23 protein-coding genes are annotated in these 24663 nt (G+C 42.9%); 14 read left to right on the forward strand and 9 right to left on the reverse strand.

Annotated features, from left to right (window positions below; all coding sequences use genetic code 11):
- Positions 1 to 53 precede the first annotated feature (53 nt).
- Complete coding sequence (gene rapA / locus L4C54_RS16740; RefSeq protein ID WP_428809078.1) at positions 54 to 2960, reverse strand: RNA polymerase-associated protein RapA; 2907 nt, start codon at positions 2958 to 2960, stop codon at positions 54 to 56.
- Positions 2961 to 3406: 446 nt separating this feature from the next.
- Here rapA and L4C54_RS16745 point away from each other — a divergent pair, with 446 nt between their 5' ends.
- The 5 genes from L4C54_RS16745 (at position 3407) to L4C54_RS16765 (ending at position 8239) form a co-directional block, all read left to right on the forward strand.
- Entirely contained in the window at positions 3407 to 4783 is a 1377-nt protein-coding gene (locus tag L4C54_RS16745; RefSeq protein WP_428809079.1) for a PhoH family protein, read from the forward strand.
- Positions 4784 to 4941: 158 nt separating this feature from the next.
- On the forward strand, positions 4942 to 5946 hold the full coding sequence (gene argF / locus L4C54_RS16750; RefSeq protein WP_428809080.1) for an ornithine carbamoyltransferase: 1005 nt from the start codon (positions 4942 to 4944) through the stop codon (positions 5944 to 5946).
- Between the two features lie 269 nt (positions 5947 to 6215).
- On the forward strand, positions 6216 to 7145 hold the full coding sequence (pyrB, locus tag L4C54_RS16755) for an aspartate carbamoyltransferase (RefSeq protein ID WP_428809081.1): 930 nt from the start codon (positions 6216 to 6218) through the stop codon (positions 7143 to 7145).
- A gap of 20 nt (positions 7146 to 7165) precedes the next feature.
- A complete protein-coding gene (pyrI, locus tag L4C54_RS16760; protein WP_428809082.1) occupies positions 7166 to 7627 on the forward strand; it encodes an aspartate carbamoyltransferase regulatory subunit in 462 nt (153 codons plus the stop codon).
- A gap of 222 nt (positions 7628 to 7849) precedes the next feature.
- Positions 7850 to 8239 carry a RidA family protein gene (locus L4C54_RS16765; RefSeq protein ID WP_428809083.1) on the forward strand — a complete coding sequence of 130 codons (390 nt, stop codon included), beginning with the start codon at positions 7850 to 7852 and terminating at the stop codon, positions 8237 to 8239.
- Positions 8240 to 8352: 113 nt separating this feature from the next.
- On the opposite strand, the gene djlA is transcribed toward L4C54_RS16765, so the two are convergent.
- On the reverse strand, positions 8353 to 9192 hold the full coding sequence (gene djlA / locus L4C54_RS16770; protein ID WP_428809084.1) for a co-chaperone DjlA: 840 nt from the start codon (positions 9190 to 9192) through the stop codon (positions 8353 to 8355).
- Positions 9193 to 9336: 144 nt separating this feature from the next.
- Between djlA and lptD the strand changes: the two genes are divergently transcribed.
- From lptD to apaH, 6 genes are all read left to right on the forward strand, one after another.
- Complete coding sequence (lptD, locus tag L4C54_RS16775; protein WP_428809085.1) at positions 9337 to 11700, forward strand: LPS assembly protein LptD; 2364 nt, start codon at positions 9337 to 9339, stop codon at positions 11698 to 11700.
- Positions 11701 to 11764: 64 nt separating this feature from the next.
- Positions 11765 to 13060, forward strand: a complete 1296-nt coding sequence (gene surA, locus L4C54_RS16780; protein ID WP_428809086.1) for a peptidylprolyl isomerase SurA — start codon at positions 11765 to 11767, stop codon at positions 13058 to 13060.
- Positions 13050 to 14042: a 4-hydroxythreonine-4-phosphate dehydrogenase PdxA gene (gene pdxA / locus L4C54_RS16785; protein ID WP_428809087.1), complete on the forward strand. Its 993-nt coding sequence runs from the start codon at positions 13050 to 13052 to the stop codon at positions 14040 to 14042. The genes surA and pdxA overlap by 11 nt, the downstream gene beginning before the upstream one ends.
- A 29-nt stretch (positions 14043 to 14071) precedes the next feature.
- Positions 14072 to 14875, forward strand: coding sequence for a 16S rRNA (adenine(1518)-N(6)/adenine(1519)-N(6))-dimethyltransferase RsmA (gene rsmA / locus L4C54_RS16790; RefSeq protein WP_428802566.1), 804 nt, complete (start codon positions 14072 to 14074; stop codon positions 14873 to 14875).
- Between the two features lie 101 nt (positions 14876 to 14976).
- On the forward strand, positions 14977 to 15357 hold the full coding sequence (apaG, locus tag L4C54_RS16795; protein WP_428802567.1) for a Co2+/Mg2+ efflux protein ApaG: 381 nt from the start codon (positions 14977 to 14979) through the stop codon (positions 15355 to 15357).
- A 9-nt stretch (positions 15358 to 15366) separates the two neighbouring features.
- Entirely contained in the window at positions 15367 to 16185 is an 819-nt protein-coding gene (apaH, locus tag L4C54_RS16800; RefSeq protein ID WP_428809088.1) for a bis(5'-nucleosyl)-tetraphosphatase (symmetrical) ApaH, read from the forward strand.
- A gap of 72 nt (positions 16186 to 16257) precedes the next feature.
- On the opposite strand, the gene folA is transcribed toward apaH, so the two are convergent.
- The 6 genes from folA to rplU form a co-directional block, all read right to left on the reverse strand.
- Positions 16258 to 16737, reverse strand: coding sequence for a type 3 dihydrofolate reductase (gene folA / locus L4C54_RS16805; protein WP_428809089.1), 480 nt, complete (start codon positions 16735 to 16737; stop codon positions 16258 to 16260).
- Between the two features lie 20 nt (positions 16738 to 16757).
- On the reverse strand, positions 16758 to 17225 hold the full coding sequence (locus L4C54_RS16810; RefSeq protein WP_428809090.1) for a threonine/serine exporter family protein: 468 nt from the start codon (positions 17223 to 17225) through the stop codon (positions 16758 to 16760).
- Positions 17222 to 17989, reverse strand: coding sequence for a threonine/serine exporter family protein (locus tag L4C54_RS16815; RefSeq protein WP_428809091.1), 768 nt, complete (start codon positions 17987 to 17989; stop codon positions 17222 to 17224). The genes L4C54_RS16810 and L4C54_RS16815 overlap by 4 nt, the downstream gene beginning before the upstream one ends.
- A 145-nt stretch (positions 17990 to 18134) precedes the next feature.
- Complete coding sequence (gene cgtA / locus L4C54_RS16820) at positions 18135 to 19310, reverse strand: Obg family GTPase CgtA (protein WP_428809092.1); 1176 nt, start codon at positions 19308 to 19310, stop codon at positions 18135 to 18137.
- A 241-nt stretch (positions 19311 to 19551) separates the two neighbouring features.
- On the reverse strand, positions 19552 to 19809 hold the full coding sequence (rpmA, locus tag L4C54_RS16825) for a 50S ribosomal protein L27 (protein ID WP_102404997.1): 258 nt from the start codon (positions 19807 to 19809) through the stop codon (positions 19552 to 19554).
- A gap of 19 nt (positions 19810 to 19828) precedes the next feature.
- Positions 19829 to 20140: a 50S ribosomal protein L21 gene (rplU, locus tag L4C54_RS16830; RefSeq protein ID WP_428802573.1), complete on the reverse strand. Its 312-nt coding sequence runs from the start codon at positions 20138 to 20140 to the stop codon at positions 19829 to 19831.
- A 268-nt stretch (positions 20141 to 20408) separates the two neighbouring features.
- Between rplU and ispB the strand changes: the two genes are divergently transcribed.
- Entirely contained in the window at positions 20409 to 21380 is a 972-nt protein-coding gene (ispB, locus tag L4C54_RS16835) for an octaprenyl diphosphate synthase (protein ID WP_428809093.1), read from the forward strand.
- 197 nt (positions 21381 to 21577) lie between these two features.
- Here the strand turns inward: ispB and mdh are convergent, their stop codons facing one another.
- The gene (gene mdh / locus L4C54_RS16840) at positions 21578 to 22513 is read right to left on the reverse strand and encodes a malate dehydrogenase (protein WP_428802575.1); all 936 of its coding nucleotides are present in this window, start codon (positions 22511 to 22513) and stop codon (positions 21578 to 21580) included.
- Between the two features lie 326 nt (positions 22514 to 22839).
- Between mdh and argR the strand changes: the two genes are divergently transcribed.
- Together argR and L4C54_RS16850 are read left to right on the forward strand one after the other, a co-directional pair.
- Positions 22840 to 23310, forward strand: a complete 471-nt coding sequence (argR, locus tag L4C54_RS16845; protein ID WP_428802576.1) for a transcriptional regulator ArgR — start codon at positions 22840 to 22842, stop codon at positions 23308 to 23310.
- Between the two features lie 329 nt (positions 23311 to 23639).
- Positions 23640 to 24608: a TAXI family TRAP transporter solute-binding subunit gene (locus L4C54_RS16850; RefSeq protein ID WP_428809094.1), complete on the forward strand. Its 969-nt coding sequence runs from the start codon at positions 23640 to 23642 to the stop codon at positions 24606 to 24608.
- Positions 24609 to 24663 lie beyond the last annotated feature (55 nt).

The following is a 24663-nucleotide window of genomic DNA, read 5'->3' on the forward strand; positions in this document are numbered from 1 at the left end:
CCGATTTAACCGGCCTATTCTTAACGGAGTTTATTTATCTGAATATGCTTAGATTAATTATGACTGACCACAATCAAGCGTAGCGAATCTAATTGAACCTGAGCTTTACTAATGTAGACCGTTAGCTCTTTAATTTGTGCATCAATCGCTTCAATCTCTTCATCACGAATGTTCGGGTTAACTGCTTTCAGCGCCTGTAGACGCTCTAGTTCCCCGTTAAGGCTCGCTTGCATCTCTTGCTGCGCTTGCTCACGAACCGCTTCCACGTTATCAGTTACAAGGTTTTCACCCGCTTCAATCAACGCATGTACTTCATTTTGTACCGAAGAGACAAGCTTGCTTGCTAGATGGCGATTAACGGGACTTAGCTGGCGGTTAAAGCTATCAAACTCAACCTGAGCAGAGAGATCGTTACCACGTCCATCCATCATCAGGCGAATTGGTGTTTGAGGTAGGAATCGCGTAATACCACTGCGTTTTGGTGCTTGTGCGTCCACAACATAAATAAGCTCAAGCAGTAGCGTACCAACAGGTAATGCTTTGTTTTTTAGAAGCGATACCGCAGAGGCTCCAACACCTTCACTCATAAGCAGATCGATACCACCTTGAATCATTGGGTGCTCCCAACTGATAAAGTTCATATCTTCACGTGACAGTGCGGTTTCACGATCAAAAGTAATCGTCGCGCCTTCATAAGGTAAGCCAGGGTAGCTTGGCACCATCATATGTTCAGAAGGAGTAACAACTAACGCATTTTCACCTTTATCGTCTTGGTTTAAACCAATCGTATCGAACAGGCTAAGTGCAAAGCTTACTAAATTAGTATCGCCATCTGTCGCTGAAATGGTATCGACAATCGCCTGCGCTTTTTCACCACCATTCGAGTGCATCTCAAGCAATCGGTCACGGCCATGTTCTAATTGAGATTTAAGCTCTTTATTTAACTTGGCAGATTCAGAAATAACGTCGTCTAGCTCTTCAATGTTACCTGAAGCTAACATATCAACGAGTGTATCAGAGTACTTGTCGTACACTGCGCGCCCTGTTGGACAGGTTTCTCTAAATGCATTCAAGCCTTCATCAAACCAACGAGCAAGGATCGCCTGAGACGTTCCTTGTAGATACGGCACATGAATATCAATATCACGCTCTTGACCAATACGGTCCAAGCGACCAATACGCTGCTCAAGCAAGTCTGGGTTAAACGGTAGATCAAACATTACAAGCTGATTAGCAAACTGGAAGTTACGCCCTTCAGATCCTATTTCACTACATAGGAGAACTTGTGCACCGCCCTCTTCCTGAGCAAAGTAAGCCGCTGCTTTATCACGTTCAATAATCGACATACCTTCGTGGAAAACCGTTGCACGAATGCCTTCACGCTCACGCAGAGCCTGTTCAAGCTGCAGAGCTGTACTTGCGCGAGAAGCAATGACTAAGATTTTTTCGCTGCGTTTTTCCTGCACCTTTTCAATCAACCAATTCACACGTGAATCAAACTGCCACCAGCTTGCATCATCACCTTCAAATTCTTGGAAGATCTCTTCTGGGTAAAGATTTTTTAATGCGCGAGCTTGAGGTGACATTTTGCCGCCAATCAAGCCAGATACACGCATTGACGTCGCGTATTGAGAAGGAATCTCCATAGGAAGCAGGTGAACATTTCGCTTAGGGAAGCCTTTAATCGCAGCGCGAGTATTTCTAAACAGTACTCGGCCCGTACCATGGCGGTCCATTAGATTATCAATAAGCTCTTGGCGAGCTGTTGCTTTCGCTTCTTCATGCTCATCGTTTTCAATAATGCGGAACAATGGCTCGACATCTTGCTCAGATAACAGCTCAGTAATTTGATTCTTCGCTTCATTCTCTAACTTATGGCCAGAGAAAAGTGCTGAGACAGCATCCGCAACAGGCGCGTACTGATCTTCCTCTTGAACGAAGGTGTCGTAATCATAAAAACGGTCAGGATCAAGTAGACGTAAACGAGCAAAGTGACTTTCTCGACCTAGCTGTTCAGGTGTTGCGGTAAGTAGAAGTACTCCAGCTGTTTTTTCAGCTAGCCCTTCAATCACTTGATATTCGCGACTTGGTTTCTCTTGGCTCCACTCTAGGTGGTGCGCTTCATCAACAACCAGCAGATCCCAGTCAGCATCCAATGCTTGTTCAAAGCGGCGACGGCTTTTACGGATAAAGTCCAAAGAACACAATACGTATTGCTGAGTATCAAATGGGTTCTCTGCTTCTGCAAACGCTTCAATACAACGTTCTTCATCAAAAATAGAGAAATGCAGATTGAAGCGACGCATCATTTCAACCAGCCATTGATGCTGAAGTGTCTCTGGCACAACGATAAGAATACGTTCAGCACTGCCCGATAGCACTTGCTGGTGAATGATCATACCTGCTTCAATGGTTTTACCTAGGCCAACTTCATCGGCAAGTAAAACGCGAGGAGCGTGACGACGACCCACTTCATGGGCAATGTAAAGCTGGTGAGGGATCAAACCTGCACGCATACCACATAAACCGCGCATTGGGCTTTTGTGCTGTTCAAACTGATTGGTCAACGCTTTATAACGCAGCACAAAGTTATCCATACGATCAACTTGGCCAGCGAACAGCTTATCTTGAGGCTTGTTGAAGCGGATATTATTGCTGAGCATGATCTCTCTTAGCATCACCTCTTCTTCGTTATCCGTTCGTGTACCAAGATAAAAATAAATGCCTTTATTTTCTTCAACTTGTTCAACCTTAACAGACCAGCCTTCTTGGCTTTCAACGACATCACCGACATTAAATGTCACTCGGGTTACGGGAGCATCACTGCGCGCATAGACTCGGTTTTCTTCTGCTGCAGCAAACATTACTGTCACTGTACGAGCATCCATTGCTACCACGGTACCTAAACCTAAATCGCTTTCCGTATCGCTAATCCAACGCTGGCCCAAAGCAAATGTCATGAATCGACTACCTCATTATTCTAAGTTGAAAATATTCTTTGTTATTTTAGTTTGTATTTCGGCGCGAGTATAAAAAGGATTATCAAAAGATAATTATAGTGAAAATTCCGCACCCAAAAAGGTCGCTAATCTTACTTGAAGCTGTGATGTAGGTCACGAGGTATCCTCGGATTTTTTGACAGAAGTTAGTCCGCCATCAAACTGTAAGAAAAGCATGTCATTTGTGTATTTGAGTGTTGCTATACTCGTTAATGAATACGCATAATTTTGAGTCTAAATGTTCAATTTTGGCACAAAACATGCTGTTCATAGGTATAGAAATAGATCAACACGGATTTGCAGATGTTAGTGTACAGAGCGACACTCCTACAAAGCGCGTTATGACTCTGTCCCCTTCTGCAAGCAATGATTGCAAAGCAATGCCGAACTTCGGCAAGGAGACGCTTATGACTGATACCGATCGGAAACTGTTTGTCCTTGATACCAACATCCTTCTTCACGAACCTTTTGCCATATACTCCTTTCAAGAGCACGACGTGCTCATTCCAATGACAGTCCTCGAAGAGCTTGACCGAATTAAAGACAGTAAGCGAGACGTTGCTCGTGATGCACGTGTCGCCATTCGAGCTTTAGAAGACCTTTTCCGCGATGCCTCACCCGATGAAATATCAGAAGGTATTCGTTTCTCAAAAGACATTTCGGCAACGGGTACGATTTCCATTATGGCTGACTTTGAGTTGCAAGAAACGGTCAAAGCCTTTGCTGATAAAGCCGGAGATAATCGCATTCTCAACGCGGTGCTCGATTTACAAACCAAGCACGCTCCACGCGAAGTCATCTTAATCACCAAAGACATCAATATGCGCTTACGCGCTAAAGGTGCGGGGGTACGTTTTGTTGAGGATTACCGTACTGATCAGCTCATTGATGACGTTCAATACCTCACCAAAGGATTTCAACAACGTGAAGGCGCATTCTGGGATGATGTTGAAGAGGTAGAAAGTAAGTCTCTAGGTGGGAAGACCTTCCATACTCTTAGTAGAGAACCTTTTGAACCGACCTTTATCAATCAATACATTATCGATCAAGAGAGTGACTTTGCCGCCAGAGTCGCTGAGATTTCCGACGATAGTCTCACACTGCAAGACCTCAGCCGTGAGCGCATGATGCACAAACGAGCATGGGACATTACACCGAAAAATATCTACCAAGGCATGGCTATGGATGCCCTACTTGACCCAGATATTGATCTGGTCATTCTAACTGGGGCTGCGGGAAGTGGTAAAACTCTACTGGCAATGGCTGCAGCACTAGAACAAACCATAGAAAACAAAATGTTCGATAAAATCATTGTTACTCGGAATACGCCAGACATTGGTGAGTCGATTGGCTTCTTACCCGGTAGTGAAGAAGAGAAGATGATGCCCTGGCTCGCCGCCGTCACTGATACACTTGAAGCGCTGCACAAGCATGATCATTGCACTGAAGGGTCAATGAAATACATATGCGATAAAGCAAACATTCAATTTAAGTCGATTAACTTCATGCGTGGCCGTTCAATTCAGAATGCCTTTGTCTTATTGGATGAGTGTCAAAACCTAACCGCTTCACAGATAAAAACCATCATTACGCGCTGCGGTGAAGGAACCAAGATAGTCTGCTCAGGAAATCTTGCTCAGATTGACTCTCACTATCTCACTCCCGTCACATCAGGACTCACCTACATGGTGGAGAGATTTAAGAACTTTGAAGGCAGTGCCAATATCCACTTAAATGGCGTCGTTCGTAGCCGCTTAGCCGAGTTCGCTGAAGAGAATATGTAATTTTAAACCAAGTAGCATTGGCTCATCAGTAAACAATAAGCGAGGTATCTATCTACCATCTAAGATATCTCGCTTTATTTTTAAAATAATTATTCACATTTAATGCATTTATATGTTTTACTATTCCTCAAGAAACAGTTCTCTTAAGGATTAACCCAATGGCTTTCAATTTACGTAATCGTAACTTTCTTAAACTGCTCGACTTTACCCCCAAAGAAATTCAGTTTTTGATCGATCTTTCTGCTGATTTAAAAAAAGCAAAATACTCAGGAACCGAACAAAAGAAACTGAGTGGAAAGAACATTGCTCTGATCTTTGAAAAAGCCTCAACACGAACTCGTTGCGCCTTTGAAGTAGCCGCTTTTGACCAAGGCGCTCAGGTCTCTTACCTTGGTCCTTCTGGTTCTCAGATCGGTCAAAAAGAATCAATGAAAGACACGGCCCGAGTTTTAGGGCGCATGTATGACGGCATTGAATACCGCGGTTTTGGCCAAGAAATTGTTGAAGAGCTGGGCGCTCACGCTGGCGTTCCTGTATGGAATGGCTTAACGGATGAATTCCACCCAACCCAAATTTTGGCTGACTTCCTCACTATGCTTGAGCACGGCAAAGGAAAGCTCCTGCATCAAATCAGTTTTGCTTATCTGGGTGATGCTCGTAACAACATGGGTAATTCACTCATGGTTGGTGCCGCTAAAATGGGCATGGACATTCGCCTTGTCGCACCCAAAGAGTTTTGGCCTGAAGCCTCACTGGTAAAAACTTGCCAAGAAATAGCCACTCAGACTGGAGCAAAAATCACCTTGACTGAGAACGTCGAAGAAGGCGTGAAAGAGTGTGACTTCCTTTATACTGATGTTTGGGTTTCTATGGGTGAAGCCGCTGAAGCGTGGGATGAGCGTGTAGCAAAAATGACGCCTTATCAAATCAATAGCCAAACCTTAGCCTTGACTGAAAATGCGGATGTGAAATTCATGCACTGCCTACCTGCGTTTCATAATGATGAAACGGTCATTGGTAAAGAAGTCTCTGAGAAATACGGTATGAATGGCCTAGAAGTAACAGAAGAAGTGTTTGAATCAGAGCACTCTATTGTGTTCGATGAAGCAGAGAACCGCATGCATACTATTAAGGCGATCATGGTTGCTACATTAGGCAACTAGTGGAGTACTACCTACTAAAGGAAAGCTTGACGTAATCGCTTGCGCTGACAAAACGAAGGCGTATAATGCTCGGCAATTTGTCAGAGGATTATGAAATGATGGCACCGATGTCGTGCACAATTCAGCGATATAAAAACCGCAAGCTACGATGGGTTTCCAAGCCTAGCTTTGCTGTCATTGGTTTCTGTAATTCTCTCGATTTTTAAAGCCTCCCATTATTGGGGGGCTTTTTTGTGGCTTTAAGAACATTCAAGATAGGGAAGAAGAACATGACAAACACGCTTTATAATAAGCACATTATCTCTATTCCAGAACTCTCTCGTGAAGAACTGGAACTGATAGTTGATACGGCAGGTCAGTTGAAATCTCATCCTCAACCTGAACTGATTAAGAACAAAGTAATCGCTAGTTGCTTCTTCGAGCCTTCAACTCGTACACGCCTTTCATTTGAAACTGCTATCCAACGTATTGGTGGCGATGTTATCGGTTTTGATAGTGGCGGTAACACTTCCCTAGCGAAAAAAGGCGAAACTCTGGCTGACTCGGTGCAAGTGATTTCCTCTTACGTTGATGCCTTTGTCATGCGTCACCCTCAAGAAGGTGCTGCTCGCCTTGCTTCTGAGTTCTCAAATGGCACGCCAGTTATTAACGCTGGTGACGGTGCAAACCAACATCCAACTCAAACTCTTCTTGATCTGTTTAGTATCGCCGAAACTCAAGGTCGACTAGATAACCTTAACGTCGCTTTTGTTGGTGACCTAAAATATGGTCGTACGGTTCACTCGCTAACTCAAGCTCTCGCTAAGTTTACCAATGTACGCTTCTTCTTTGTCGCACCTGAAGCTCTGGCTATGCCTGACTACATTTGTGAAGAACTAGACGAAGCAGGTATCAACTACAGCCTTCATATAGATATGGAAGAAGTGATTCCTGAGCTTGATATTCTTTATATGACTCGTGTGCAAAAAGAGCGTTTTGACGAATCGGAATATGCACACATCAAATCCGCGTACATCCTAAAAGCAAGCATGCTTGAAAACGCTCGTGAGAACTTGAAAGTTCTTCACCCACTGCCACGTGTGGATGAGATCACCACTGATGTCGATAAAACGCCGCACGCCTACTTCTTTGAGCAGGCTGAAAATGGTGTCTACGCTCGTGAAGCGCTACTTGCTCTCGTTCTAAATGAATCACTTTAACTGTAATAGAGGAAACTACTATGTCGAAAGAAACTCAATTGCAGGTTGAAGCAATTAAAAATGGCACCGTTATTGACCATATACCCGCTCAAGTTGGTATCAAAGTTCTACGTCTATTTGATATGCATAATTCCAATCAACGCGTTACGGTTGGTCTAAACCTTCCATCATCAGCGCTAGGCGCGAAAGATCTGCTTAAGATTGAAAATGTTTTTATCAATGAAGACCAAGCAAGCAAGCTTGCACTCTATGCACCCCACGCGACCGTGAACCAAATTGAAGAATACCAAGTAGCGAAGAAGCTAGTTTTAGAATTACCAAAACAAGTAAACGATGTATTCGAATGCCCTAACAGCAACTGTATTACTCACAATGAGCCTGTAGAAAGTAGCTTTAGTGTCATTGAAAAAAATGCTGAGATTCGTCTTAAATGCAAATACTGTGAAAAGGTATTCTCACGAGAAGTCGTGACAGAAAGATAGTTAGAGTCGCGTTCTATCTCTTCGTGACGACTTTAACATTCACGCTGTCTATCAATTAAATCCCTTTTGTATTCATTACTAAAAATAGTGATAAATACCTGAGGGTTTTTCTTTTCTACCTGTTCTATTGTGCCGTTTCCTTTACGCTGTTTTCCTTTACGTAAGGATAGTTTCACGGCAAACTGATCGCCTATTTTCCCTTCTACTGACGGAATCAATCACATGACTAAAGTTCTTCATACTGACTCAGCACCTGCAGCAATCGGCCCATACATTCAAGGTGTAGACCTTGGCAACATGGTTCTAACTTCAGGTCAAATCCCAGTAAACCCAGTAACGGGTGAAGTTTCTCCTAAAATCACAGAGCAGGCTCGTCAGTCTCTGGAAAATGTTAAAGCGGTAGTTGAAGCATCAGGCTTAACCGTAAAAGACATCGTAAAATTAACGGTTTTCGTAAAAGACTTGAATGACTTTGGCGCAGTGAATGAAGTTTACGGTGCATTCTTTGATGAGCACAACGTGGCTCACTACCCTGCTCGCTCATGCGTTGAAGTAGCTCGTTTACCAAAAGATGTTGGTATTGAAATTGAAGCGATTGCCGTTCGTAAATAATCACGACAACAGTTCTTGCGAACAATAAAATGAAGAAGGCGAGCACTATTTTATATAGAATGCTCGCCTTTTTGTTTTATCTGGTTAGTTGTTTATCTAAAACGCAAAAGAGCTTATTTAAAGCCTTTTACCTTTTTAACCAAATCATAGGCATTCTGAATTTCCTGTGACTTCTCTTTCGCCACGTTCATCATCTCAGGTGGTAAACCTTTTGCCATCAGCTTATCTGGGTGGTGTTCATTCATTAATTTACGATAAGCTCGCTTTATATCTTTCGATTCAGCCGTTTCACTGACGCCCAAGACTTCATAAGCTGCCGCTAAATGATCAGCTTGGTTTTCTTGTTGCCAAGCACCAGATTGTTGATGACCTCCATGCCCGCCATGTTGAAAACGAAAAGCAGCTTCTTGCATGCGTAAACGCTGTTCAAGTTGCGCTGATGAAAAGCCTAAACCTTGGGCTATCTTATGTAAAACATTACGCTCGCTTGGGTGAACCTCTCCATCCGCAAACGCAGCGGATATTTGAAGCTCAAGAAAGAACTGTAGTAAATCAAAACGCCCTGCAGCGGAAATTTTAACTCGCTCGAGAACACTGTCTAATGGGAATCCTGATTCTTTACCTTCACGAAACGCATTTTGTGCAGCACGGCGCTGTTCACCATGCAGATTCATTCGTTCCATCATAGTGGTCGCTAGTTGAATTTCTTGTGCTGTAACCTGACCTTTAGCTTTAGCCACGTGCCCCATAACGGCAAATGCAGCTTTAAAGAACTCATCTTGTCGCTCTGTTTGACTCGGGCCAGAACCAAAAGCTCCACCTCTAAAACCAGCACGGCTCAAACGGCGGGCTTTATCAAACTGGTGACCAATGAACAGTCCAAAAAACAATCCAAACACGCCACCAAACAAGAAGCCAAAAAAAGCGCCGAGGAATTTGCCAAAAATATGCATTATGTGCTCTCAATCTGTGAATTTTTTTGCCACTAAGTGGTCTGATAGTGCCGTAAGCATGAAATTCCTTTATGATAGGACCGTATTTTTATATTCGGAACCCATTCACCGGATAAATCAAGTTCAACAGGACAGTAAAACTCGATGCCATTTTTTCCCCGCACTTTATTAGCCGCTTCAATCAGTACTGCCATGTTAGTGCCTCAGACTCATGCTGAGACAGTACTCGATGATGACGTGCAAGAAATGCCTGCTTTCGGACAATGCCAAATATTAGACCCTATTGACCAATGCTTGGTCAATCGACCTGAGGCAGAAAATCCAAATGAGCTGCCAATTGATGTTGAAGCAAATAGCCTTGAAGCACTAAATAATCAAAAATCAGTCTATAAAGGCGATGTGATTATTACCCAAGGTAAAAAACGTATGACCGCTGATGAAGTAACGCTTCACCAAGTCGATAATATTGTTGTGGCCAAAGGAAATGTTCACTTCAGTGATGGTGAAATTAAAACCATTTCTGACAAAGCAACCAATGACCTAACAACCGATGAGCTGACCGCAGAAAACACCCAATATAATTTCCTTTGTGAACCAGGTCGTGGCGAAGCCGTGTATATGGCTAAAACGGGTAAGGCGGTTTATGAGATTGAAGATGGCAGTATTACCTCGTGTCCAGAAGGTGATAACGCTTGGAGAATGCGTGCTACTAGTATCGATATTGACCAAAATGAAGAAATAGCCACCTTTTATAATCCACGCTTTGAGATCCAAAGTGTCCCTGTTTTCTACCTGCCATTTTTAACTGTCCCTATTGGTGATACACGTAAAACGGGCTTCTTGTACCCAACTGTCAGCTATGGTTCAAGTGATGGTTTTGAGATGGAGGTTCCAGTTTATTGGAACTTAGCGCCAAACTACGACCTAGAAACCACCATTAAATATATGCAAGAACGTGGAACACAGCTAAACAGTGAGTTCCGATACCTATCTGATTTAGGTGCTGGTAATATCAAGTCTGAGTACTTACCTGATGATAAAAAATACACCGATTATGGCGATCGTTGGGGCTTTCAGTATGAACACAGTGGCATCTTCCAACAGGCTTGGAAGTTTGAGATTGATTATTCACAAGTCAGTGATATTTATTACTTTAGCCATATAGACTCTAGCATTGGTAACCGTGAAGATGGGCAACTTCTTCAAGAGGGGCAAGCAACTTACCGTAGCGAGTCTTGGGATGCCTCAGTCTTAGTTCGTGATTTTCAGGTTCTTACCACTAGTGGAAACTTACCCTATCGCTTGATGCCTCAGCTTGAGTTTAACTACTACGCACCAGAGGTTATGAAACATCTCGATTTTGATTTGATTAGCCATATTTCTCGATTTGAAACAGATGCGGATGACAGTCCTTCTGCAGTGCGTGTTCATATTGAACCGGGGGTAACCGTACCTCTTGCTAATACATGGGGGACTTGGACTACAGAGGCTAGGCTTTTAGGTACTTATTATCAACAAGATCTAGATGATGTATCAAATCCAGATTTAGAAGAAAGTGTATCACGACTAATACCAGAATTTCGAACCCACGCCGGAGTTGTACTAGAGCGCGATACCACGATCTTTGAGAGCTACACCCAAACACTTGAGCCTCAAGTACAGTATTTATATGTACCAGAAGAAGATCAAAGCGCTATTGGAGACTATGATACAACACTACTTCAAACTGATTACTACGGCCTTTTTCGTAGCCGAAAATATAGTGGTGTTGATAAAATCGCTGCAGCCAATCAATTTAGCTATGGCGCTTCCTCTCGATTTTTCGATGATGCCTATAAAGAGCGTCTAAATGTCTCTTTTGGGCAAATTTTCTATCTAGACAAAGATACTAAAAACTCTTCACTAAGCGCCTCGGAAGAAGAATCATCACCATCTAACTATTCGGCTTGGGCTGTGGAGGTAGATTTTAACTACGATGATTATCTTTTCTATCATGGTGGTATTCAGTACGATATCGACTCCAGTGAAGTGCAACTAGGTAACAGCACACTAGAATATCGCTTTAGCGGTGGATATCTTCAAACCAACTATCGTTATGTTACGAAAGAGTATTTGGAAGATACAGTTGATTTCAGCGTTGATTCAATCACCAAAGATGGTATCTCTCAGGTTGGCTTACTAGGTGGCTACCAAATTAGCCGAAAATGGAATGCAAGCGCACAATACTTTTATGACTTAACCACCGAAGAGAACTTAGAGTGGTTAGCTAATATTCGCTACCGATCTGATTGTTGGTATATCGGCTTTACATTTAGTAATCAGATAATTAGCTGGGATGGTGACTTCGTTACGAATCCAAACGCGACTCCTGTCTATGAAGAGAATATCAGTATCAACTTCGGTATTGTCGGCTTTGGTACCACTATTGGCTCAGATTCAAGTGCCGCGGGTGCTGCTAGCACAGGGAATGCACTAGGTTACGGTCGACCATTCTTCTTAAATAACTAATAATTTTAAATATTGGCTGACGTGGATATTTACCCGCAGCCAGTAATGACTTATAGGATTTCAAATGAAACTGTGGAAACAGATCCTGCTTGGCAGTATCACCAGTATAACTGCTGCAAGTGTAAATGCAGAGCCTGTGGCACTGGATAAAATTGCCGTTATCGTTAATGAAGGCGTTGTACTACAAAGTGACATTGATACAGCCTTTAAAACTCTGCACGCCAATGCAAAAGACAGCGAACAAGCACTGCCTGATGAAGATATATTACGAGAGCAAGTGCTAGAAAAATTGATTGTCGATACCATTCAGCAGCAAGAAGCAGAGCGTCTTGGCGTTCGTATTGATGATAATCGCCTGAATGAAGCTATTGCAGATATTGCAGAGAAAAACGAGCAAACAATCGCACAGCTTACTGCATCGGTTGAGAAAGAAGGTCTCACTTACGCAGCCTTTCGTGAGCAAGTTCGTAAAGAAATTGCCGCCAGTGAAGCTCGTAATGCACTCGTTCGCCGCCGCATCAATATCCTTCCAGCAGAAGTTGAGAATCTTGCTGATATCTTGGCGCAAGAAACCAACGCAACGGTTCAATATAAAGTAAGCCATATTCAGCTCCGTTTTACTGATGAACAAGAGAAATCAGAGCTAGAAGAGCAGGCAAATGATCTGGTTAAGCAACTCAATGATGGTGAAAACTTTAAAACCATGGCTTACACCTACTCTAAAGGGCCAAAAGCTTTAGAAGGTGGTGATTGGGGCTGGATGCGCAAAGAAGAGATGCCAACCATTTTTGCCGACCAAATAAAACTGCAAAACAAAGGCAGCATTATTGGTCCTTTCCGTAGTGGTATTGGTTTCCATATTCTAAAAATTGACGATGTTAAAGGCCTAGAAGTTGTTGCGGTTACAGAAGTAAATGCTCGTCATATTCTTATTAAGCCAACGGTTATCTTAAGTGATGAAGGCGTACAGCGTGATCTTCTTGAAATTACAAGACAGGTACTAAGTGGCGAAGCGACCTTTGGCGATTTAGCTCAACAGTACAGTCAAGACCCGGGTTCTGCGGTTCAAGATGGTGAATTGGGTTACCAAACGCCTGACCTTTATGTTCCAGAGTTCAAACACCAAGTCGAAACGCTTCCTGTTGGCCAGATTAGCGAACCGTTTAAAACCGTTCATGGCTGGCACATTGTTGAAGTCATCGACCGTCGTGAAGTCGATAGAACCGATTCCGCACTGAAAAATAGAGCCTACGGTATTTTGTTCAACCGTAAGTTTAACGAAGAAGCGAGCGCATGGCTGCAAGAGCTACGTGCGAGTGCCTTTGTTGAGATGGTTGAGGCAGATAACGATGACAATTAAACGTATCGTGGTCACAGCGGGTGAGCCAGCTGGTATTGGGCCCGATCTCGTTTTAGCCCTCTCGCAAGAGAACTGGGGACATCAAATTGTTGTTTGTGCTGATAAGTCTCTGATTGAACAAAGAGCAAAGCAGCTTGCTATCGATGTACAGCTGGTCGATTACAATGCTGATCTTCCAGTTACACCTCAACAAGCAGGTTCGCTCGTTATCGATCATATTGCACTAAATGCACCTTGTGAAGCAGGAAAGCTTGATGAAGCCAACGGCCACTACGTATTAAAAACGCTAGAAAGAGCCGCATTAGGCTGTATGAATAGTGAATTTGATGCTATTGTCACCGGCCCTGTTCACAAGGGGGTGATTAATCGAGCGGGTGTTGCTTTTAGTGGGCACACCGAATTCTTTGCTGAGAAGTCAAATACACCACTTGTGGTGATGATGCTAGCAACTGAAGGCTTGCGAGTTGCACTAGTAACAACGCATATTCCTTTAGCTTACGTATCAAAAGCAGTGACAGAAGAGCGACTTGAAAAGATCATTCATATCCTTCATCAAGATTTAGTCGAAAAATTTGCAATAGAGAAACCTTCTATTTATGTATGTGGTTTAAACCCTCATGCAGGCGAAGATGGCTGCCTAGGCCGTGAAGAGATAGAAACAATAACACCAACACTAGATAAAATTCGTCAAAGAGATGGAATTAACTTAATCGGCCCACTACCTGCCGATACCATCTTCAATGAGAAATACTTAGAGCAAGCTGATGCTGTCTTAGGCATGTATCATGACCAAGTCCTCCCTGTATTGAAATACAAAGGCTTCGGTCAATCCGTAAACATTACTCTTGGTCTACCCTTTATAAGAACATCGGTTGATCACGGTACTGCACTCGACCTTGCAGGGACTGGCAAAGCGGATACGGGGAGCTTTAAAACTGCTCTTACTCACGCGATTGAATTGGTAGATAAACAATCTAATTAATGCGATTTAGCACGAAACTCGAGAAAAATATGAGAAATGATGTCCACTTAGGGCACAAAGCGCGTAAACGTTTTGGTCAAAACTTCCTAAATGATCCATATATTATTGATGGTATCGTTTCAGGCATAAACCCTTTACCAGGTCAAAACCTAGTAGAGATCGGCCCTGGTTTAGGTGCAATAACAGAACCTGTTGGTAAGCTTGTCGACAAGTTTACCGTCATTGAATTAGATAGAGATCTAGCAGAACGTCTGCGTAACCACCCAGACCTAGCAGATAAGCTAACGATTCATGAAGGCGATGCTATGAAGTTTGACTTCGAGCAGCTCGTTAAGCCTAACAATAAGTTACGTATTTTCGGTAACCTACCGTATAACATCTCGACACCGTTGATGTTTCACCTTTTTGAGTTTCATAAAGACATCCAAGACATGCACTTTATGCTTCAAAAAGAAGTAGTTAACCGTTTAGCTGCAGGCCCTGGTAGCAAAGCATATGGCCGCCTAACTGTAATGGCTCAGTACTACTGTAAAGTAACGCCAGTACTAGAAGTACCACCAACAGCCTTTATTCCGCCACCAAAAGTAGATTCGGCGGTTGTTCGTTTGATGCCGTATGAGGTTCTGCCTTATCCAGCAAAAGACTTGAAGTGGTTAGATCGCGTCTGTCGTGAAGGCTTTAATCAACGCAGAAAAACAGTTCGTAACTGTTATAAAGGCCTAATTGATAAAGAAATACTTGAAGAGCTTGGTATCAACCCTAGTGTACGCCCCGAAAACCTAACCTTAGAACAGTTTGTTGATATGGCAAACTGGTTAGAAGCGAATCACTAAACCTCTTTACTCAGCCCTTTTCCTATTATTATTGATAGCTACTATCGTTATTAATAGCTAAGGGCTGAATTTTATAAGCGCACGACTGATCGGGAGTGATCATGATTGAGCCTATTCCTAGCATCCAAATTCACGTGCAAACTAAATACGTGGAAGAACAATCTACCCCTGAAAAAAACCACTATATTTTCGCGTACCTCATCACCATAAAAAACCTAAGTAACCAAACCGTACAGCTATTAAGTCGCCGCTGGTTAATTACCGACGCCAATGAAAAACAGCTGACGATTGAAGGCGATGGCGTTGTTGGTCAACAACCTCACATCAAAAGTGATGACGAATATAGTTATACCAGCGCAACCGCTATCGAAACACCTTTCGGTGTAATGCAGGGACAGTACATTTTCCTTGATGAAAACGGCAATCAATTTACCACTGAGATAACCCCATTTCGTCTCGCGATTCCTAATATCCTTAACTAAGGAGTAATCTTGTCTACCTATATTGTTGGTGATCTTCAAGGCTGTCTTGATGAACTTATTTGCTTGCTAGATCAGGTTAAATTCAACCCTAGCGAAGATGAACTCTGGGTTACCGGAGATCTCGTCGCTCGTGGCCCTAAGTCGCTAGAAACCCTTCGCTTTATCAAAAGCCTTGGTGACTCTGCGCAAATAATATTGGGTAACCATGACTTACACCTACTGGCAGTATCAATAGGAATTCATAAGATAAAAGATAGGGATCAAACAGGTCCGATTTTTGATGCAGAAGATAAAGACGAGCTACTGACTTGGCTAAGGCATCAACCGCTGCTGGCTGAACACAATGACTTTGTGATGACCCATGCAGGGATCTCCCCTCAATGGGATTTAACACAAGCGAGAAGTGCAGCCGAAGAAGTGGAACAGATTCTGAAAAGTGATCGCTGGCCTTGGCTTATAGAAAACATGTACAGTAACAGCCCATCGTTATGGCAAATAGATTTACAAGGGATTGAACGCTATCGTTATAGCATTAATGCGCTGACAAGAATGAGATACTGCTTTGCTGATTCAAGCCTAGATATGGCATGCAAACTCCCACCTAGCCATTTAGAGCAGCAAGAGAACAGTGAACTTATCCCATGGTTCAAACTCGAATCTCGTATAAAGCTAGAAAAACCAGTTATTTTTGGTCACTGGGCTGCATTAGAAGGCTACGAGAATCAGCAAGTGATTGGCTTGGATACTGGCTGTGTCTGGGGTGGAAGTCTTACGATGTTGCGCTGGGAAGATAAACAATACTTTGAGCAACCTGCACTCTCAAGTTAATAACCACCTCGATATCAATCAAAAAGGCTAGAATCATCTAGCCTTTATTAACTGAAACAGATCAATAAATGGCTACCGCTCTAATATTGTAAACGTCATGTTGTAAGCATTTTTTTCATCAGCGGTAAACTGCTCAGCATGAGTCTCGACAAACTCACTGCTCCATTGCGGAAACTGAGTATCGCCATCAATCTGAGCATCAATATAAGTGACATAGAGTTTATTCGCTTTCTCTAAGCAAGCACTATAAATCGCGCCGCCACCAATGATCATCACCTCTTCTATATCTCCAGCAACTGTCAATGCAGAATCAATTGAAGTCACAGTTGTCACGCCTTCGATTTTCAAGTTGGCGTCACGGCTGATCACAATATTTAAGCGACCCGGTAATGGACGCCCAATAGAGTCATAGGTCTTTCTTCCCATAATGACCGGCTTACCCATGGTACAACGCTTGAACCATGCGAAATCGGCTGGAAGGTGCCACGGCATTTGATTATCTTTACCAATAATTCGATTGTCTGCCATCGCGGCAATCATACTGATGATCATCTCTTTTTTCCTAATCGATTCTATACAATGGGTTTACGCCGATAGAATAACAGCCCCGGCACTGCTAAGCCAATAGCAAGACCTGCGATGATAAACATCGATTTCAAGAAATTCTCAAACAACGTTGCCACTAATTCTGGCGAATAGCCAAGTTGGTTTATTTCGACCATGGCAATCATGGCTTTAAAAGCAAAGACACCAGGCACCATTGGGATCATCGCGGCGACAGTAAATACCTTAGGGTGAGCCAAAAATCGATGCGACCAATGAACTCCTATCATTCCTACGATAGTGGCAGCAAAGAAAGTAGCCCACTCTATAGGAATTCCAAAGTGCATCATGAGGTAACGAGACCCGTGACCTATAGCACCACCTAAAGCGCAATAGATTAACGCTTTCTGCGGTACGTTAAAAACTAACGCAAACCCAACAGCCGGAATAGCAGCAAACAGCATGTCGTGGGCAAGGCCCAATAGAAGATCCATCATAGCCCCCAGCTCCATACATCTAACACGCTCATCGCGCCAACAATACCTAAACAAGTCGCTAAAGTCAGAAGACTTGCCATAACAAAACGAGCAATCCCCATATTGATATAGCCTTTGATCATATCGGCAACGGAGTTGATCAATGGAAAACCGGGAACAAGCATCAATACCGATGATGCCATGACAAGTGTCGGTTGATTACCAATAGAGAATGTCACGGCTTGAGCTGAAATAATGGTGGTAACAAATGCGGTAGCCGCAAAATTAACCATCGGATTAAAATGGCGATGGCCAATCTCTTGGCGAACCACCATGCCAATCGATGATGCTAAGAAGGTCATCATGAAGACACCAAGATCACCACCCGCCAAGCGACTAAATGCTGCGCATGACAAGCCAATCATCACTACCACTAGCCAGCGATTATAGCGCTCCGGTGTTATCTCATTGAGCTTTTTCTGAGCAAGTTCATAATCTAAAATTCCCTTTTCGAGCATAATGCAAATGCGCTGTACTTGGGTTATGACTCGCATATTAATGCCGCGATCCGGGCTTCGTCTTGCAGTGGTAATGCAGTGATCTTGATAGACAGTGGTAACGACAAGTGAACTAGCAGAGAGTGAAACTTCTACTTCATCCATGCCACTTGCAATTCCAATTCTATGGGTAATGCTCCCTACTAACGTGCTTTCAGCACCATGAGCAAGCAACATCTGCCCTGCTTGAGCGATCAGCCGAGAGACCGCTCTTTGATTTAATACCATGAGTCCTTTCCAGTATGATTTTTGACTCTTCATAGTGCCAAATAAATTGTGGTAACAATATGATTTAGACACAAAAAAACCGCAAAGCCCTAAGGGTTGCGGTTTCTAGATAGAGTTAACTGATGCGTTTAGAGTTTAATCGAAACTAGTCACGAACGTAGATAACGTGACCGTCATCTTCTTCATCGTCCCAATCATCATCATCGTCGTCACCGTCTTCGGTAATAACGTTATCGCCACTCATTGCATCTTTATGGTAATCATCCCACATGAAGTCGACTTTATCTTCTTCATCAATTTCTTCAAGTTCACGGGGTAGCTGCTCCATAAAGTCAGCCAGTTTATAACAAAGCTCTTTCGTGCCTTGCTTATTAAGCGCTGAAACTTTGTAGTAATCATCTTCCCAAGCAAGCGCTTCCAAGATCTCTTGGATCTTTTCATCCGCTTCTTCTTCTGGCATAAGATCGACTTTGTTGAATACTAGCCATCTTTGCTTACCAGCAAGCTTTTCACTGTATTGCTCAAGCTCATCGATGATCGTTAGCGCATTTTGCGCAGGATCACTTTCATCCACAGGCATGATATCAATCATGTGCAGTAGAACACGACAACGCTCTAAGTGCTTAAGGAAACGAATACCTAAGCCTGCACCATCTGCTGCACCTTCAATTAGACCAGGGATATCAGCAACAACGAAGCTCTTTCCAGGAACAACACTCACAACCCCTAAGCTAGGAATTAGAGTGGTAAATGGATAGTCTGCAACTTTCGGCTTTGCAGCAGATACAGAACGAATGAAGGTAGATTTACCCGCATTTGGTAAGCCAAGCATACCAACATCAGCCAGTAACAGTAGCTCTAGACGAAGTTCACGAACTTCACCCTTAGTACCCATCGTCTTTTGACGAGGCGCTCGGTTAACTGAAGACTTGAAACGAGTATTACCTAAACCATGCCAACCGCCTTTTGCGACCATGATTTTTTTGCCGTGTTCAGCCACTTCACCAACAATTTCATTGGTATGGATATCAACAGCACGAGTACCAACAGGCACACGTAAAACTTTGTCTTTACCGCGCTTACCAGTACAGTTTCCGCCACGGCCATTCTCGCCGCGCTCACCGTCGTAAAAACGTTGAAAGCGATAATCAATCAAGGTGTTTAGGTTTTCATCAGCCTGTAGATAAACGTCACCGCCATCACCGCCATCACCACCATCAGGTCCACCTTTGGTGATGAATTTTTCTCGCCAAAAACTTACGGTTCCATTACCGCCATCACCGGCTTCAACTTTAACCGTTGCTTCATCAACAAATTTCATTTTACACTCCACTCATGCACGTGGGAAATCACTACTATTCTAGTAGACGTTAGACCATAAATCCCACTGTGAACTAGGGCCTAGGGTATAGCGTCTGTAAAGCAGTAGCGTTTATAAATTAATTGCGCCTATAAACAGGTAATGTTTATAAACCCATAGTATCTACAAATAAAAAACCCCGCCGAATCGGCAGGGCTTTTGAATTCAGCTTAAAAGCTAATATAACTAAGCAGCTGCTTAATTACTCGCTTTCGATGCTAACGAATTTACGGTTTTTAGGACCTTTTACTGCAAATTTCACTTTACCTTCAGTAAGAGCGAAAAGAGTATGGTCTTTACCGATACCAACGTTAGTGCCAGCGTGGAACTTAGTACCACGTTGACGAACGATGATGTTACCTGCTAGAACAGATTCACCACCGAAACGCTTAACACCAAGACGTTTGCTTTCTGAATCGCGGCCGTTATTAGTAGAACCACCAGCTTTTTTATGTGCCATTGTTAAACTCTCCTAATACTTAAGCGTTAATGCCAGTGATTTTCACTTCTGTGAACCACTGACGGTGACCTTGCTCTTTACGAGAGTGCTTACGACGACGGAACTTAACGATTTTAATTTTATCGCCACGACCGTGTTGTACTACTTCCGCAGTCACTTTGCCACCTTCAACAAGAGGTGCACCAACAGCGATTTCTTCGCCGTTAGCAACAAGAAGAACTTTATCAAATTCTACAGTTGCACCAGTTTCAACGTCTAATTTCTCTAAACGAAGGGTTTGACCTTCGCTAACTCGGTGTTGTTTGCCACCAGATTGGAAAACAGCGTACATATTTTACTCCGCTTTTTCCGCACAGCCTTTGGTTGTTATTTGAACAACTCGGGTGTGCGCTAAACTAATCAATAGGGCGCAGATTCTACGGGAATCATGCGGCTATGACAAGCCATATTTTTAAATAATTGGCGAAAAGGTGTTCGCCAAAGAAAAGTGCGGCAATCATGCCCTTTAGTGATGTATTAATCAACGTTTTTTAGTGTATTATTCAGCTACTAAAGAAGATAAGAATACCTTACAGGGTCTAACCTCAGCCGGATTTATAATGGATTTTACTGCTATCCAAGCGCTTACTGCCAAAGACATGGCAAAAGTTAATGAAACGATTCAAGCTCAACTCAACTCTGATGTATCTTTAATCAACCAATTGGGATACTACATTGTCAGTGGTGGTGGCAAACGCCTACGCCCGCTGCTCGCTATTTTATCGGCACGTGCACTCGGGTATAAAGGCGAAGCTCATACAACCGCTGCTGCATTTATTGAGTTTATCCACACTGCTACCTTGTTGCACGACGATGTCGTCGATGAATCTGATATGCGCCGCGGCAAAGAAACAGCCAACGCCGCCTTTGGAAATGCAGCGAGTGTTTTAGTTGGTGACTTTATCTATACCCGCTCTTTCCAGATGATGACAACGCTAGGATCTTTAAGGATCCTTGAACTGATGAGCGACTCAGTGAATGTCATCGCAGAGGGTGAGGTTCAACAGTTAATGAACTGTAATGATCCTGACACTACTGAAGAGAGCTACATGCAGGTCATCTACTCGAAGACTGCACGCCTGTTTGAAGCCGCGACTCAAATTGGTGCCATCTTAAATGAATCACCAAAAGAAATTGAAGTTGCACTACAGAACTACGGAAAATACCTAGGAACAGCATTCCAGCTTATCGATGACGTGATGGATTACACTTCAGACGGTAAGGAGATGGGTAAAAATGTAGGTGACGACCTTGCAGAAGGTAAGCCTACCCTACCGCTACTTCATGCAATGCGTCATGGCAGTGAGGAGCAAGCCCTTATGATTCGAGATGCCATTGAACACTCGAATGGTATGGAGCGTCTTGACGATATCCTCGCAGCAATGAAAGAGAGTGGATCTCTTGAGTACACAACAGATAAAGCCCTTGCAGAGGCAGATAAAGCCATTGCTGAATTATCAATCTTGCCAGAGTCAGAATACAAGCAAGCGCTAATAGCCCTTGCTCACTTATCTGTTAAGCGAACAAAATAACCGTTAAGCGAACAAAGTAGCCGAAATCTAACAAGTCGACTTTCCTCTTTATATAGAGCAACGATTAACATGCCCTATATAAAAAGAAGATCAGGCAAAACATTCAAACAATAAAAAAGCTGATCCAAAGATCAGCTTTTCTCTTTTCTAGATGACTTACCTTACAATAAGGCTGAACATCATCCTAAATATGAACACTACTTGGCAAATTCAACGCCAATTTCAATGTCGCCATTCAGTGTTGGTAGCATGCCATCAAGTGCCGCTTTCTCGTAATCGCTAAGCTCACCATAGCTTAAAATAGCTTCTGCACCATCTTTACCCAGTTTAACTGGTTGAGCAAAGAATGGAGCGTGCTCACCTGCACCCTCTACATAAGCACACTCAATCACAGAGTCATCACCTTGTAGCGCTTTAACAAGTGCCAAACCAAAGCGACATGCAGCTTGACCCATTGAAAGTGTTGCACTGCCGCCACCGGCTTTAGCTTCAACAACTTCAGTACCCGCATTTTGAATACGCTTCGTTAGTGCTTCTACTTCTTCAGCAGTAAATTCTACACCTTCTACTTGAGATAGTAGAGGTAGAATCGTCACGCCAGAGTGACCACCAATAACAGGAACACGAATGTCACCAGGATCTTTATCTTTTAGTGCCGCAACGAAAGTTTCACTACGGATCACATCCAGAGTTGTCACGCCGAATAGTTTACGCTTGTCGTAAACGCCTGCTTTCTTAAGCACTTCAGCAGCAATAGGCACTGTTGTGTTTACTGGGTTAGTAATGATACCAACACAAGCAGTAGGACATGTAACAGCAATTTTTTCAGCAAGAGATTTAACGATCCCTGCATTCACATTAAATAGATCCGCACGATCCATTCCTGGCTTACGTGCAACACCTGCAGAAATTAGAACAACATCGGCACCTTCAAGTGCTGGCGTTGGATCTTCACCTGAATAACCTTTAATAGAAACAGGTGTTGGGATATGGCTTAAATCTGCAGCAACACCCGGTGTTACTGGAGCAATATCATATAGGGCTAAGTCAGAACCCGCTGGAAGGCGGTTTTTAAGAAGAAGGGCTAAAGCTTGGCCGATGCCACCAGCGGCACCAATTACGGCTACTTTCATTGTTGTCTCCTTGAGATTGGATCTCTTATAAAAGTTATGTAGGGTATTTTGTAATCATTTAAGGTAAAAAATATAATATTCATAACTTGATTACAATCAATTAACGTTAGCTTTGCGACCTAGCGCAACTCAATAAATACGTGCTACATGTAGCACTTGATTATTCACTCAATAACGTTAAATGACAACAACTTAACCTGCCAATCTGTATGGATAACAAAATAGTTTACAGTGACCGTATAGACAGAATTTATCCCTAGGGTTTGGCGTAATATGCATAGCTATGCGAAGATATGCACGTTCAAATCAACCAAAGAATCTAAATCATGCGCAATACAGAGAAACAAGACAATCTAGTTCGGGCTTTTAAATCCCTTCTAAAAGAAGAAAGATTCGGTTCTCAAGGCGATATTGTTGATGCTTTGAAAAATGAAGGCTTCGAGAACATCAATCAATCAAAAGTATCTCGAATGCTCACCAAGTTTGGCGCTGTCCGCACGCGAAACGCCAAAATGGAAATGGTTTACTGCTTACCAGCAGAACTTGGCGTTCCGACAGTCTCTAGCTCACTAAGAGAGCTAGTACTCGATATAGACCGCAACGCTGCCATCGTCGTCATTCATACTGGTCCAGGTGCTGCTCAATTAATTGCTCGATTGTTGGACTCATTAGGAAAATCTGAAGGCATCCTAGGCGTGGTTGCTGGAGACGATACAATTTTCATCACTCCAACGCTATCTGTGACCACCGAACAACTGTTTGAATCCGTGTGCGACCTATTTGAATACACCGGGTAAATAGATTTAGCTGTTATATTGGTCGCGATTTTATTCTAGTAATCGTGACCAAGTTCACATCTAAGAAATCTTATCCCCGCCCCAAGAAACAAACTTAAACCACTGAAATTAATGAGTTTATATTTACTTACAGTCATTAACCTCATCATTACAACTCAGCCTAATCATCTATATTTCTTAACATTGATATAATTATCCTCCTTTTTTTTGCTATTATTCAGCCACTTTTCCAGTGTATGGATTGGAAAAGATGCCGTTTCCAAACGAGGAAACTCTCAAAACGACTACACTTGTTTTGGGGTTAATAATGAATTAAGGAAGGAATATTCATGGCATTTAATAAACTTATTAAGATCGGTGTAATTGCCGCTGCAGTAATGGGCGCAGGCGCTGTTAACGCTCAAGAATTCATCACTATTGGTACTGGTTCTGTAACTGGTGTTTATTACCCAACGGGTGGTGCAATTTGTAAACTTGTGAATAAAGGCCGTAAAGACCACAACATTCGTTGTTCAGTAGAATCAACGGGTGGCTCAATCTATAACGTCAACACTATTCGCGCTGGTGAATTGGACTTTGGTGTTGTTCAGTCTGACTGGCAGTATCACGGTTACAACGGTACAAGTAAGTTTACTGAACAAGGTCCGTACAAAAAACTACGCGCAATGTTCTCTTTACATACAGAACCATTCAACATTATCGCCCGTTCTGATGCTGGTATTAATGGCGTTGAAGATTTAAAAGGTAAGCGCGTTAACATCGGTAACCCAGGTTCTGGTGACCGTGCAACAATGGGCGTTGTAATGGACGCTCTTGGTTGGACTAACGATAGCTTCAAACTAGCGTCTGAGCTAAAAGGTTCTGAACGTTCACAAGCACTTTGTGATAACAAAATTGATGCGTTTATCTACATGGTTGGTCACCCAAATGGATCAATCAAAGAAGCAACAACATCATGTGACGCTAAACTAGTTTCTGCAACTGGTCCGCAAATCGATAAGATCGTAGCTGATAACCCATACTATGCATACAGCACAGTTCCTGCTGGTATGTACCGCGGTACTGATGGCGATATAAACAGCTTTGGTGTAGCAGCTACAATGGTTACAACAACAGATGTTTCTGATGAAATTGCTTATAACGTTGCTAAAGCAGTATTTGAAAACTTTGATACGTTCAAACGTCTTCACCCTGCATTTGCTAACCTGAAGAAAGAAGACATGGTGAAAGCAGGTCTTTCTATCCCTCTTCACCCAGGTGCTGAGCAATACTACAAAGAAATTGGCTTACTTAAGTAAGTAAATGACTGAGTATATATCAAGGGGGCGTCATGCCTCCTTGATTGTTACACCC

Source organism: Vibrio lamellibrachiae (assembly GCF_050337265.1).
Classification (GTDB): domain Bacteria; phylum Pseudomonadota; class Gammaproteobacteria; order Enterobacterales; family Vibrionaceae; genus Vibrio; species Vibrio kyushuensis.

Excerpts from the sequence above, each read along its gene's own strand:
- rapA (WP_428809078.1), bottom strand. The coding sequence starts at position 2,960 with ATGACATTTGCTTTGGGCCAGCGTTGGATTAGCGATACGGAAAGCGAT.
- L4C54_RS16745 (WP_428809079.1), top strand. The coding sequence starts at position 3,407 with ATGACTGATACCGATCGGAAACTGTTTGTCCTTGATACCAACATCCTT.
- argF (WP_428809080.1), top strand. The coding sequence starts at position 4,942 with ATGGCTTTCAATTTACGTAATCGTAACTTTCTTAAACTGCTCGACTTT.
- pyrB (WP_428809081.1), top strand. The coding sequence starts at position 6,216 with ATGACAAACACGCTTTATAATAAGCACATTATCTCTATTCCAGAACTC.
- pyrI (WP_428809082.1), top strand. The coding sequence starts at position 7,166 with ATGTCGAAAGAAACTCAATTGCAGGTTGAAGCAATTAAAAATGGCACC.
- L4C54_RS16765 (WP_428809083.1), top strand. The coding sequence starts at position 7,850 with ATGACTAAAGTTCTTCATACTGACTCAGCACCTGCAGCAATCGGCCCA.
- djlA (WP_428809084.1), bottom strand. The coding sequence starts at position 9,192 with ATGCATATTTTTGGCAAATTCCTCGGCGCTTTTTTTGGCTTCTTGTTT.
- lptD (WP_428809085.1), top strand. The coding sequence starts at position 9,337 with ATGCCATTTTTTCCCCGCACTTTATTAGCCGCTTCAATCAGTACTGCC.
- surA (WP_428809086.1), top strand. The coding sequence starts at position 11,765 with ATGAAACTGTGGAAACAGATCCTGCTTGGCAGTATCACCAGTATAACT.
- pdxA (WP_428809087.1), top strand. The coding sequence starts at position 13,050 with ATGACAATTAAACGTATCGTGGTCACAGCGGGTGAGCCAGCTGGTATT.
- rsmA (WP_428802566.1), top strand. The coding sequence starts at position 14,072 with ATGAGAAATGATGTCCACTTAGGGCACAAAGCGCGTAAACGTTTTGGT.
- apaG (WP_428802567.1), top strand. The coding sequence starts at position 14,977 with ATGATTGAGCCTATTCCTAGCATCCAAATTCACGTGCAAACTAAATAC.
- folA (WP_428809089.1), bottom strand. The coding sequence starts at position 16,737 with ATGATCATCAGTATGATTGCCGCGATGGCAGACAATCGAATTATTGGT.
- L4C54_RS16810 (WP_428809090.1), bottom strand. The coding sequence starts at position 17,225 with ATGATGGATCTTCTATTGGGCCTTGCCCACGACATGCTGTTTGCTGCT.
- L4C54_RS16815 (WP_428809091.1), bottom strand. The coding sequence starts at position 17,989 with ATGGTATTAAATCAAAGAGCGGTCTCTCGGCTGATCGCTCAAGCAGGG.
- cgtA (WP_428809092.1), bottom strand. The coding sequence starts at position 19,310 with ATGAAATTTGTTGATGAAGCAACGGTTAAAGTTGAAGCCGGTGATGGC.
- rpmA (WP_102404997.1), bottom strand. The coding sequence starts at position 19,809 with ATGGCACATAAAAAAGCTGGTGGTTCTACTAATAACGGCCGCGATTCA.
- rplU (WP_428802573.1), bottom strand. The coding sequence starts at position 20,140 with ATGTACGCTGTTTTCCAATCTGGTGGCAAACAACACCGAGTTAGCGAA.
- ispB (WP_428809093.1), top strand. The coding sequence starts at position 20,409 with ATGGATTTTACTGCTATCCAAGCGCTTACTGCCAAAGACATGGCAAAA.
- mdh (WP_428802575.1), bottom strand. The coding sequence starts at position 22,513 with ATGAAAGTAGCCGTAATTGGTGCCGCTGGTGGCATCGGCCAAGCTTTA.
- argR (WP_428802576.1), top strand. The coding sequence starts at position 22,840 with ATGCGCAATACAGAGAAACAAGACAATCTAGTTCGGGCTTTTAAATCC.
- L4C54_RS16850 (WP_428809094.1), top strand. The coding sequence starts at position 23,640 with ATGGCATTTAATAAACTTATTAAGATCGGTGTAATTGCCGCTGCAGTA.